The 11,258-nt window shown below is 67.2% G+C and carries 8 protein-coding genes; 1 reads left to right on the forward strand and 7 read right to left on the reverse strand.

Annotated features, from left to right (window positions below; genetic code table 11):
• Positions 1 to 20: 20 nt before the first annotated feature.
• The 7 genes from pgl to BMZ69_RS06330 form a co-directional block, all read right to left on the reverse strand.
• Positions 21 to 710 (reverse strand): 6-phosphogluconolactonase, encoded by a 690-nt coding sequence (pgl, locus tag BMZ69_RS06300; RefSeq protein WP_175506679.1) that lies wholly within the window; start codon positions 708 to 710, stop codon positions 21 to 23.
• Positions 707 to 2,215: a glucose-6-phosphate dehydrogenase gene (gene zwf, locus BMZ69_RS06305; protein WP_092155709.1), complete on the reverse strand. Its 1,509-nt coding sequence runs from the start codon at positions 2,213 to 2,215 to the stop codon at positions 707 to 709. Before zwf ends, pgl begins: the two co-directional genes overlap by 4 nt.
• A gap of 109 nt (positions 2,216 to 2,324) precedes the next feature.
• Positions 2,325 to 3,080, reverse strand: a complete 756-nt coding sequence (locus tag BMZ69_RS06310) for an ABC transporter ATP-binding protein (RefSeq protein WP_092155844.1) — start codon at positions 3,078 to 3,080, stop codon at positions 2,325 to 2,327.
• Positions 3,077 to 3,916 (reverse strand): ABC transporter ATP-binding protein, encoded by an 840-nt coding sequence (locus BMZ69_RS06315; RefSeq protein WP_092155710.1) that lies wholly within the window; start codon positions 3,914 to 3,916, stop codon positions 3,077 to 3,079. Before BMZ69_RS06315 ends, BMZ69_RS06310 begins: the two co-directional genes overlap by 4 nt.
• A 5-nt stretch (positions 3,917 to 3,921) precedes the next feature.
• The gene (nikC, locus tag BMZ69_RS06320; RefSeq protein WP_092155711.1) at positions 3,922 to 4,833 is read right to left on the reverse strand and encodes a nickel transporter permease; all 912 of its coding nucleotides are present in this window, start codon (positions 4,831 to 4,833) and stop codon (positions 3,922 to 3,924) included.
• Positions 4,834 to 4,844: 11 nt separating this feature from the next.
• Complete coding sequence (locus BMZ69_RS06325; protein ID WP_092155712.1) at positions 4,845 to 5,912, reverse strand: ABC transporter permease; 1,068 nt, start codon at positions 5,910 to 5,912, stop codon at positions 4,845 to 4,847.
• Between the two features lie 114 nt (positions 5,913 to 6,026).
• A complete protein-coding gene (locus BMZ69_RS06330) occupies positions 6,027 to 7,616 on the reverse strand; it encodes an ABC transporter substrate-binding protein (protein ID WP_092155713.1) in 1,590 nt (529 codons plus the stop codon).
• 256 nt (positions 7,617 to 7,872) lie between these two features.
• Here BMZ69_RS06330 and BMZ69_RS06335 point away from each other — a divergent pair, with 256 nt between their 5' ends.
• The gene (locus tag BMZ69_RS06335; RefSeq protein ID WP_092155714.1) at positions 7,873 to 11,256 is read left to right on the forward strand and encodes a transglutaminase family protein; all 3,384 of its coding nucleotides are present in this window, start codon (positions 7,873 to 7,875) and stop codon (positions 11,254 to 11,256) included.
• Positions 11,257 to 11,258: the final 2 nt, after the last annotated feature.

The raw sequence follows: 11,258 nt of genomic DNA on the forward strand, positions 1-11,258 counted from the left end.
GAATTCCTTTCGCGCCTCGCTTACGCCTTGGCCCAGTAGACGTCGAGCCCTTGCGGGCGCGAGAGCAGTAGGCCGACCGGGAAAGCGCCGGGCAATTCGACCGCCGAGGCCAGCACCCGGTCCTTCTCCTGTCCGGAGATCAGCAGGGCGACATGGCCGGCGCCCTGCAGCCGGGCCGGCGACAGCGAGAGCCGGGGCGGCAGGTCGGGCGGCGTGGCGGCAACGGCATGGACCGAGGCTGGCGCGGAGAGCGCCGCCGTCTGCCCGGGAAAAAGCGAGGCGATGTGTCCATCCGCCCCCATGCCGCTGACGACGATGTCGAGCGGCGGCAAGGTCTTCAGCACCCGGTCAAGGCTGGCTGCGGCCGCGGCGAGATCGTCGCCGGCATTGTGAAAGGAGACGAAGGGGGTTCGTCCATTGCGCAGCGGCGGGAAAGCGGCCCGGATCATGCGCTCGTTCGAAGCCTGATCGTCGGGAGCGACGAAGCGCTCGTCGGTCGGCATCAGCGTGATGCTCTCCCAGGGCAGCTCATGCGCGCCGAGCGCGGCGAGGAAGCGCGCCGGCGTGGTGCCGCCCGGCACGGCGATCAGCGCCCTGCCCTGCGCCACGACGAGCGCCCGCAGCCGAATCGCGACCGCCTCGGCCAGCGCCTCGGAGGCGTCGGCCAGCGTCTCGAAGCGATGGCGGATCAGCGGGCCGGCCGCGCTCACTCGCCGAACTCCGGATCGGCCCAGGAGCGGCCCTCGCGCTCGATCAGCCCGATCGCCTGCGACGGCCCCCAGGAGCCGGCCGCATAGCGATGCGGCTGGGGATAGTACTCCTGCCAGCCGGCGAGGATCGGGTCGATCCAGGTCCAGGCCTGCTCGACCTCATCGCGGCGCATGAACAGGGTCTGGTCACCGCGGATCACGTCGGTGAGCAGGCGCTCATAGGCGTCGGGCGTGCGTACGTCGAAGGCGGTCTCGTAGCGCAGATCGAGCTGGCGCGGCACGACCTTGAGCTTGCCGGAGCCCGGCACCTTCATCATCAGCTGGAGCTGGACGCCGTCATTGGGCTGAAGCCGGATGATCAGGCGATTGGCGTAGAGCTCCTCGCAGCCCGGCGCGCGACCGAAGATCGAATGCGGCACCGGCTTGAAGGTGACGGCGATCTCGGAATAGCGCTGCGCCATGCGCTTGCCGGTGCGCAGATAGATCGGGACGCCGGCCCAGCGCCAAGTGTCGAGCTCACAGCGGATCGCGACGAAGGTCTCGGTGCCGCTGACATGGCCGAGCTCCTCGGCATAGCCCTTGACCCGCTGGCCGTCGATCGCGCCCGGCCCGTACTGGCCGCGCACGGTATGGCGTTGCACATCCGGCCCGACGATCGGGCGCAGCGCCTTCAGCACCCTGACCTTCTCGTCGCGGACCGCATCGGCCTCGAGCTGGTTCGGCGGCTCGATCGCGAACAGGCAGAGCAATTGCAGCACATGGTTCTGCACCATGTCGCGCAGATGCCCGGCCTTGTCGTAATAGCCGGCGCGGGATTCCAAGCCCACCGTCTCGGCCACGGTGATCTGGACATTGTCGATGTCGCGGCTCGACCAGGAGCGCTCGAACAGCGTGTTGGCGAAGCGCAGGACGAGCAGGTTCTGCACCGTCTCCTTGCCGAGATAATGGTCGATCCGGTAGGTCCGGCTTTCCGGCAGGATGCGGGCGACGGCGTCGTTGATCTCGCGGGCCGAGGCAAGATCGCGGCCGAGCGGCTTTTCGAGGATGACGCGCGATGTCGGCGTCAGGATGCCGGAGCTCGCCAGGTTCTCGCAGATCGGGATGAACAGGTCCGGCGGCGTCGAGAGATAGAAGGAGCGCACGCGCTGGGAATCGCCGAGCGCTTCCTTCAGCGCGCCATAGGTCTCGGGCTTCACCGCATCGAGCAGCACCATGGTCAGGCGGCGGCGGAAGGCGGCGATGCGATCCTGCGACAGGCCGGCGGCGGCGAGCTTGTCGGCGATCTGGTTGGGGATGCCTTCGACATCCTCCTGCTTGCGGACGATGCCGATGATCCGGCTCTCCTCCGGCAGCACGCCCTCCTCGTTGCGCTGAGCCAGCGCCGGGAAGAGCTTGCGCAAGGCGAGGTCGCCACCGGCGCCGAAGATCACCAGGTCGAAAGGCGGGACCGGCGTGCGCTCCGGCGCAGCCTCCGGCTTCAGCAGGCGTTCGGCGATGGCGTCCATGGCGGCATACTCCTGATCGGTCCAGTCGAACCGAATCCTGCGACGACAATGCGACCAAGCAGGCAGCTTGCCAAACGGTTTGGGCGCAGGGATGGCGCGCGGTGCGCCCCTACCCTGCCCGCCGGAAGCCCTCGCTCGCCGTCAGCAATTGCTGGGCATAGGCCGTCTGCGGGGCGCGGGCCGCGAGCGTCGTCGCCGTCATCTCCTCGACACCGCGGCCGAACTGCATGACGAGCAGCCGCTCGCACATGTGGCCGACCACGGCGAGGTCGTGACTGACCAAGATATAGGTGAGCTTGCGCTCATGGCGCAGCGCCTGCAGCAGGTTCAGCACCTCCGCCTGGATCGAGACGTCGAGGGCCGAGGTCGGCTCGTCGAGCAAGAGGATCGTCGGCTCAAGCACGAGGGCGCGAGCGATGGCGACGCGCTGGCGCTGGCCGCCGGAAAGCTGGTGCGGATAGCGGAAGCGGAAGGAGGTCGGCAGGCCGACATCCTGCATGGCGCGGCTGATCTTGGCCTCGGCATCGCGGATGCCGTGGATGGCGAGCGGCTCGGCCAGGGTGTCGTCGACGGTCTTCTTCGGGTGCAGCGAGCCGTAAGGGTCCTGGAAGACCATCTGGACGGCGCGATAGAAGGCCTTGTCGCGGATCTTGGGCTGACGCTTGCCGAGAATGTCGACCTCGCCGCTCCAGTCGCGATTGAGGCCTGCTAGGACGCGCAGCACGGTCGACTTGCCCGAGCCGGATTCGCCGACGACGCCATAGCTCTCGCCCGGCTCGACCGCGAAGGAGAGGTCCTTCACGACATGCGAGTCGCCGAAGGAGACGTTGAGCTTGTCGACGTTGATCGCGGAGTTCGTGCTCATGCCAGCCATGCCGGGTCGCGGTTGAGGGTAGCGAGCTTCTCGCGCGGATGGTCGAGATCGGGCAGGCAGCCGAGCAGGCCACGCGTGTAGGGATGCTGTGCTTTGTCGAGCTCGCTCGCCGGCAGCGTCTCCATCGCCTTGCCGCCATACATGACGATGACGCGGTCGCAGAACGACTTAACCAGATGCAGATCGTGGCTGATGAAGATCAGCCCCATGCCGCGGCTGGTGACGAGATCGTCGAGGATCTTCAGCACCTGCAATTGCACGGTGACGTCGAGCGCCGAGGTCGGCTCGTCGGCGATCAGGATCTCCGGCTCGGCGATCAGCATCATCGCGATCATCACGCGCTGGCCCATACCGCCGGAGACCTCGTGCGGGTAGAGGTCGTAGACACGGGCCGGCTCGCGGATCTGCACGGCCTCCAGCATTGAGAGGCTGCGTTCCTTGGCCTCGCGGGCGCTCGCCCTGTGGTGGACGCGATAGGCCTCGGCGATCTGGTCGCCGACAGTCTGGACCGGGTTCAGCGAGAATTTCGGATCCTGCATCACCATCGAGATGTGGCGGCCGCGCAGTTTGCGGCGGGCGCGCTTGTCCATCGTCGTCAGGTTCTGGCCACGGAATCCCATGCGCTTGGCCGTTACTACACCGGGATGCGGGATCAGGTCGAGGATGGCGCGACCGGTCATCGACTTGCCGGAACCGGATTCGCCGACGATGCCGAGCCGTTCACGGCCAAGCGTGAAGGAGAGCCCGCGCACCGCATTGACGATGCCGGTCGGGGTGTGGAAGTCGACGCGCAGGTCGTCGAGCGTCAGCAGAGCTTGATCAGACATGCTGCTCACCTCGCATCCAGCACGTCGCGCAAGCCGTCGCCGAGCAGGTTGAAGCCGAGCGCGACGACGCAGATGGCGATGCCTGGGAAGGTCGCGACCCACCACTGGTCGAAGATCTGCTCGCGGCCGGTCGAAATCATAGCGCCCCATTCCGGGATCGGCGGCTGGGCGCCGAGGCCAAGGAAGCCGAGGCCGGCGGCCGTGATGATGATGCCGGCCATGTCGAAGGTGGTGCGCACGATCAGCGAGGGCATGCACATCGGCACGACATGCTTCAGCACGATCCGCATCTGGCTCGCGCCCTGCAGGCGCATCGCCGAGATGTAATCGGCATTGCGGATGATCATCGTCTCGGCGCGGGCGACGCGGGCATAAGGCGGCCAGGCCGTGACGGCGATGGCGATGACCGCGTTCTCCAGGCCCGGCCCCAGCGCCGCGACGAAGGCGAGCGCCAGCACGAGGCGCGGGAAGGCGAGGAAGACGTCGGTGATGCGCATCAGCACGGTGTCGACCCAGCCGCCGAAATAGCCGGCGGCGCAGCCGATCAGCAGTCCGACCGGCCCGACCGTGATGACGACGAGCATGACGATCACCAGCGTGACGCGGGCGCCGTAGACGACGCGGCTGAAGATGTCGCGGCCGAGCGCGTCGGTGCCGAACCAGTGCTTGGCCGAGGGCGCCAGAAGGCGCTGGTCGAGCGCCTGCGCGAGCGGGTCATGCTGCGCGATCAGCGGCGCGAAGGCCGCGATCAGCAGCAGCGACACGACGATCGCGAGCCCGACCACGGCAGCCGGATTCTTCCTGAAGGCGAGCCATTGCCGGTAGAGCTGGCCGAGCTTGGCCTGCCGGCGCGATTCCGGCGAAGTCGTGGTCAGCCAGGCGTGCCAGGTGGCGGAGGTGGCGGTTTGATCGGTCATGGCCAGCCTCCTCAGCGCGCCCGCGGGTCGGCCAGCCGGCCGAGGATGTCGGAGAACAGGTTGACCGCGATGAAGACGGCGCCGACCACCAGCGTGCCGCCGAGCACCGCGTTCATGTCGGCGTTGAGCAGCGCATTGGTGATGTAGCGGCCGAGGCCCGGCCAGGCGAAGATCGTCTCGGTCAGCACCGAGCCTTCGAGCAGATGCATGTAGGAGAGCGCGATCACGGTGACCAAGGGCACGAAGGCGTTGCCGAGCGCATGGCCGCAGACGACACGCCATTCCGAGAGGCCCTTCACCCTGGCGGCAACGACATATTGCTGCTGCAGCTCGGTGATCATGAAGCTGCGGGTCATCCGGCTGATATAGGCGACCGAGAGCAGGCCGAGCACGGAGGCCGGCAGGATCAGGTGCGAGAAGGCATCCACAACCGCCTCCCATTCGCCCTGCATGGCGGCATCGAGCATGACGAGGCCGGTCACCGGCGTGACGAAATCCTGATAGGCGACCGAGAGGCGACCGGGCCCTGCGACCCAGCCGAGCTTGGCGTAGAACAGCAGGAGCCCCATCAGGCCGAGCCAGAACACCGGGATGGAATAGCCGATCAGGCCGATCACGCGGGCGATCTGGTCGATCCAGCGACCCTGGTTGACGGCGGCGAGGATGCCGAGCGGGACGCCAAGCGCCACGCCGATCAGCGTACCGAGCGTCGCCAGCTCCAGCGTTGCCGGGAAGACCGTCTTGATGTCGTCGGTGACCTTCTGGGCGGTCAGCACGGAAGTGCCGAGATCGCCGGTGAAGACCTTGCCGATATAGGTGGCGAATTGCTGCCAGTACGGCTTGTCGAGGCCAAGCGCGAGGCGCGCCTTGTCGTAGACATCGGCCGGAGCGCGGTCGCCGACCACGGCGAGCACCGGGTCGATCGGCATGACCCGAGCGATCAGGAAGGTGACCAGCAGCAGGCCGAAAATAGTGATCGCGACCGTGGTCAGCTCGCGGCCGAGGATCTTGGCCCAGCGGGCGGCGCGGCCCTTGGCGGGCGGCGGGGCGGGAGGGGTCGGTGCGCTGATGGCGACCATCGCAGGCTCCGTCCTTTCTTGTTCTTGGAGGCCTCGCCCGCCCGCAGGGGGCGGCAAAGCAAGAACCCGCCGCAGCCTTGCGAGCGGCTACGGCGGGTCCGGCCGGCGGGTGCCTCAGTTCTTGGTGATCGGAGCGTAGAAATTGGTGTCGGAACTCGGTCCGATCACCCAATTGTCGACGTTCTTGCGCTGCGCCGAGACTTCGATCTGCTGGAACATGATGACGAAGGGCGAGACCTTCTGGTGGTCGCGCTGCAAGGTGCCGTAGACGGCGGCGCGCTTGCTCGCGTCGCTCTCCAGCACGTTGGCCTGAGTGATCTTGGTCATCTCCGGGATGTCCCAGGCATTGCGCCAGGCCAGCGTCTTCGACTTGGCGTCCTCGCCATTGTCCTCGTTGATGGCGAAGGTCTCGGCATTGGTGTGCGGGTCGAGATAGTCCGGACCCCACTGGCCGATATAGATGTCGTGGGTGCGGGCGCGGTACTTGGTCAGGGTCTGCTTGCCGTCGCCCGGCAGGATCTCGAGCTTGATCCCAGCCTGGGCCCAGGTCGACTGGATCGCCTGGGCGATGTCGGTGATCGGGTTGACCGAGCGGGTGTCCATGGTGACGGTGAAGCCGTTCGGCAGGCCGGCCTTGGCGAGGAGCTCCTTGGCCTTGGCGACGTCGAGCTTGTAGGGCCTGTCGTCGATGGCGCCGAGGAAGCCCTTGGGCAGGAAGGACTCGTGGCCCTTATAGGTGCCCTCGACGATGTTCTTCTCGATCGCGTCGTAGTCGACCAGCCATTTCAGGGCCTCGCGGACCTCGGGCTTGGCGAGGTTCGGGTTCTTCTGGTTCAGGCCGAGATAGAGGATATAGCCCTTGTCGCCCTGGACGATCTCGACATTGGCGTTGCTCTTGACCGCGGCGAGCTGGTCCTTGGAGAGGTTGCGGGCGATGTCGATGTCGCCCTTCTCCAGCAACAGGCGCTGCGAGGCCGGCTCGGCGACATGGCGCACGATGATGCGCTTGGTCTTCGGCGCGCCCTTGTACCACCCCTCATTGGCGTCGAGCGCATATTGCTCGTTCGGGCGATAGGCGCGGACCTTGTAGGCGCCGGAGCCGGCCGAAGCGAGCTTGAGCCAGCCATTGCCCCAGTCGCCATCCTTCTCATTGGCCTTGACCAGCTTGGAGTCGACGATCGAGGCGACGCCCGAGGTCAGGCAGTTCAGGAAGAAGCTTGGCGCGAACGGCTTGGAGACGGTGATGACCACGGTGTTGTCGTCGGCCGCCTTGACCTTCTCCAGCACGGTATCCTTGTTCAGGCCGAACTGGGTTAGGATGAAGCCCGGCGACTTGTTCAGCGTGACCGCGCGCTGGAAGGAATAGACCACGTCGGCGGCGGTGAGCGGGTTGCCGGAGTGGAACTTGACGCCAGGGCGAAGCTTGAAGGTGTAGGTCAGCTGATCGGGGCTGACGGTCCAGCTCTGGGCGAGCTCGCCGACCAGAGCGTTGTTGTTCTTGAGATCGACGCCGATCAGCTTGTCATAGAGATTGGTGACCGCCTCGACGCCGGAGAACTCGAAGGCCTCGGCCGGATCGAGCGTGATGATGTCGTCGATCTGCTTGGCCATGACGATGGTGTCTTTGGGCGTCTGGGCCAAAGCGGCGCTCGCCAGCAGGGCGGCGAAGGTGGAAGCCGCCATCAGTTTCGCAACATGACGCATGGAAAATCCCCATTGTGCTGTCTGCGAGCGCTCCGGGGCGCCCGTTGGCGCGCACTCTGTGGCCAGATCGTGGCCGATGTCCAGCCGGGGCGAAGCAGAGTGCGAGGGATTGCGCCCAGCATGCACGCTTGTTGCGCAACAGCCTGAATTGCCGGCGCATTCCTGCGCAGGAACGGGCTTGCCCCGCTTCTCCTTGCCGCTATCGTGATGCAAGCGGCCAGTCCGGCCGATCCATGGCACAGCAGGGTCTCCGCTCTTGGCCATCATCGCCGCACTGCATCATCTGACCCATTATCGCTATGACCGCCCGGTCACGCTCGGCCCGCAGATCATCCGCCTGAGGCCTGCGCCCCATTGTCGCTCGGCGGTGAAGAGCTATTCGCTCAAGGTCACGCCGGCAGAGCATTTCGTGAACTGGCAGCAGGACCCGAACGGCAACTGGCTGGCGCGCTATGTCTTCCCCGAGCCGGTGACCGAATTCCGCATCGAGGTCGACCTCGTCACCGAGCTTTCGATCATCAACCCGTTCGACTTCTTCGTCGCCAGCGAGGCCGAGGAGTTCCCCTTCGCCTATCCGGAGGAGCTGAGCGACGAACTCGCGCCCTATCTGGTCAAGGAGGAAGCCGGCCCGCTGCTCGCCGCATTCCTGGCGACGATCCCGCGCGACAAGACGAACACCGTCAACTTCATCGTCGACCTCAACGCGCGGCTCCAGCAGATGATCGCCTATGGCATCCGGATGGAGCCCGGCGTGCAGGAGCCCGAGCAGACGCTGCAGCTCAAATCCGGTTCCTGCCGCGACACCTCCTGGCTGCTCGTCCAGATCCTCAGGCATCTCGGCCTCGCCGCCCGGTTCGTCTCCGGCTACCTGATCCAGATGAAGGCGGACATCGATCCGCTGGAAGGGCCGCGCGGCACCGACAAGGACTTCACCGACCTGCACGCCTGGGCCGAGGTCTATCTTCCCGGCGCCGGCTGGATCGGGATGGACCCGACCTCCGGCCTGCTCACCGGCGAGGGCCATCTGCCGCTGGCAGCGACGCCGCATTACCGCTCGGCCGCCCCCGTCAGCGGCGTCGCGAGCTATGCAGAGACGCAGTTCGCATTCGACATGAACGTCACGCGCGTGCATGAGGTGCCGCGCATCACCCTGCCGTTCTCGGACGCATCCTGGACCGAGCTCGACGCGCTCGGCGAGCAGGTCGAGATGGACCTCCAGACGCAGGATGTCCGCCTCACCATGGGCGGTGAGCCGACCTTCGTCTCGATCGACGACCAGACCGGCGAGGAATGGAACACCGCCGCGGTCGGGCCGACCAAGCGCGAGCGCGCCGACGTCCTGATCCGGCGCCTGCGCGAGCGCTTCGCGCCGGGCGGCATGCTGCATTACGGCCAGGGCAAATGGTATCCGGGCGAGAGCCTGCCGCGCTGGGCCTTCGCGCTCTACTGGCGCGAGGATGGCGAGCCGATCTGGCGCAATGCGGCACTGATCGCGCGCGAGCCCGGCGCCAGGACCGGCGGCGACCGCGAGCATGAGGCGGTGCCGACCTCGGCCGCGGTCGAGACGCTCGCTGCCGGCCTGTCCGAGCGGCTCGGCCTCGGCGCCGACTATGTGCTGCCGGCCTATGAGGACACCGGGCATTGGCTGGTGAAGGAAGGCCAGTTGCCGGAGAATGTCGACCCGCTCGATCCGAAGCTGTCGGATCCGGAAGAGCGTGCCCGTATGGTCCGCGTCTTCGAGCGCGGGCTCGGCAAGCCGAGCGGCTATGTCATCCCGGTGCAGCGCTGGCAGGCGGCGGCGGAGGACCGGCGCTGGCGCTCGGAGAAATGGAAGCTCCGGCGCGGCAAGCTCTTCCTGGTGCCGGGCGATTCACCCGTCGGTTTCCGGCTGCCGCTCGGCTCGCTGCCGCATGTCCCGGCGAAGGCCTATCCGCATGTCCATCCGCAGGACCCGCTGGAGCCGCGCGGGCCGCTGCCGCCCACCACGGCCGGCTCGCCGGGCGCGCCGCGCGCCGCCGATCCGCCGCCCGTCTTCGAGGGTCCCGTCCAGCCGACGCGCCCGGCCGGCAGCAGCGAGCCGCAGACCCCGCGCCAGGACATCGTCGAGCAGGAGCTCGGCGCCGAATCGGTGCGCACCGCGCTCAGCATCGAGGTCCGCGACGGCGTGCTCTGCGTCTTCCTGCCGCCCGTCGAGCGGCTGGAGGACTATCTCGACCTGATCGCCAGCATCGAGGCGACAGCGGAAGAGAAGGGCCAGCCGGTCCATATCGAAGGCTATGCCCCGCCGCACGACCCGCGCCTCAACGTCATCAAGGTCACGCCCGATCCCGGCGTGATCGAGGTCAACATCCATCCGGCGAAGACCTGGGCCGAAGCCGTCGCGATCACCCGCGGCGTCTACGAGGAAGCCCGCCAGTCGCGGCTCTGCGCCGAAAAATTCATGGTCGACGGCCGTCACACCGGCACCGGTGGCGGCAACCATGTCGTGCTCGGCGGCGTGACGCCGGCCGACAGCCCGTTCCTGCGCCGGCCGGACCTGCTCAAGAGCATCGTGCTCTACTGGCAGCGCCATCCGTCGCTGTCCTATCTGTTCTCGGGCCTGTTCATCGGCCCGACCAGCCAGGCACCGCGCGTCGACGAGGCCCGGCACGACCAGCTTTACGAGCTCGAGATCGCGCTGGCGCAGACGCCCGGCCCACAGGATCCGGCGATCCCGCTCTGGCTGGTCGATCGGCTCTACCGCAACCTCCTGATCGACGTCTCCGGCAACACCCACCGCACCGAGATCTGCATCGACAAGCTCTATTCGCCTGATGGCCCGACCGGCCGGCTCGGGCTGATCGAGTTCCGCTCCTTCGAGATGCCGCCGGATGCGCGGATGTCGCTGGCGCAGCAGCTGCTGATCCGGGCGCTGATCGCCTGGTTCTGGCGCGAGCCGCAGGCCGGCAAGCTCGTGCGCTGGGGCACCAGCCTGCACGACCGTTTCATGCTGCCGGAGATCGTCTGGCAGGATTTCCGCGATGTTCTCGCCGATCTGGAGCGGGCCGGCTACCACTTCGATCCGGCTTGGTTCGCGGCGCAGCATGAGTTCCGTTTCCCCTTCTTCGGGAAGGTCAACCAGGGCGGCGTCGAGCTGGAATTGCGCCAGGCGCTCGAGCCCTGGCACGTCATGGGCGAGGAAGGCGCGATCGGTGGCACCGTGCGCTATGTCGATAGCTCGGTCGAGCGCCTCCAGGTCAAGGCGAGCGGACTGACGCCCGGCCGGCATGTCATCACCTGCAATGGCCGGGCGCTGCCGCTGACCGAGATCGCGGCGGGCATCAGCGTCGCGGGCCTGCGCTTCAAGGCCTGGCAGCCGGCCTCCGGCCTGCATCCGACGATTCCGGTGCATGCGCCGCTGACCTTCGACATCGTCGACACATGGGCCGGGCGCTCGCTCGGCGGTTGCGTCTACCATGTCGCCCATCCCGGCGGTCGCAATTACGAAACACCGCCTGTGAATTCCTACGAAGCGGAGGCGAGGAGACTCGCCCGCTTCGAGGCGATCGGCCATAGTCCGGGGCCGCTGGCGATTCCCGTGGAAGAGCGCAATCCGGAGTTCCCGATGACCCTCGACCTGCGTCGCCCCCCCGGGGTTTGAGG

This window comes from Allobosea sp. CRIB-10 (genome assembly GCF_900112185.1).
In the GTDB taxonomy this organism is placed as follows: Bacteria; Pseudomonadota; Alphaproteobacteria; order Rhizobiales; family Beijerinckiaceae; genus Allobosea.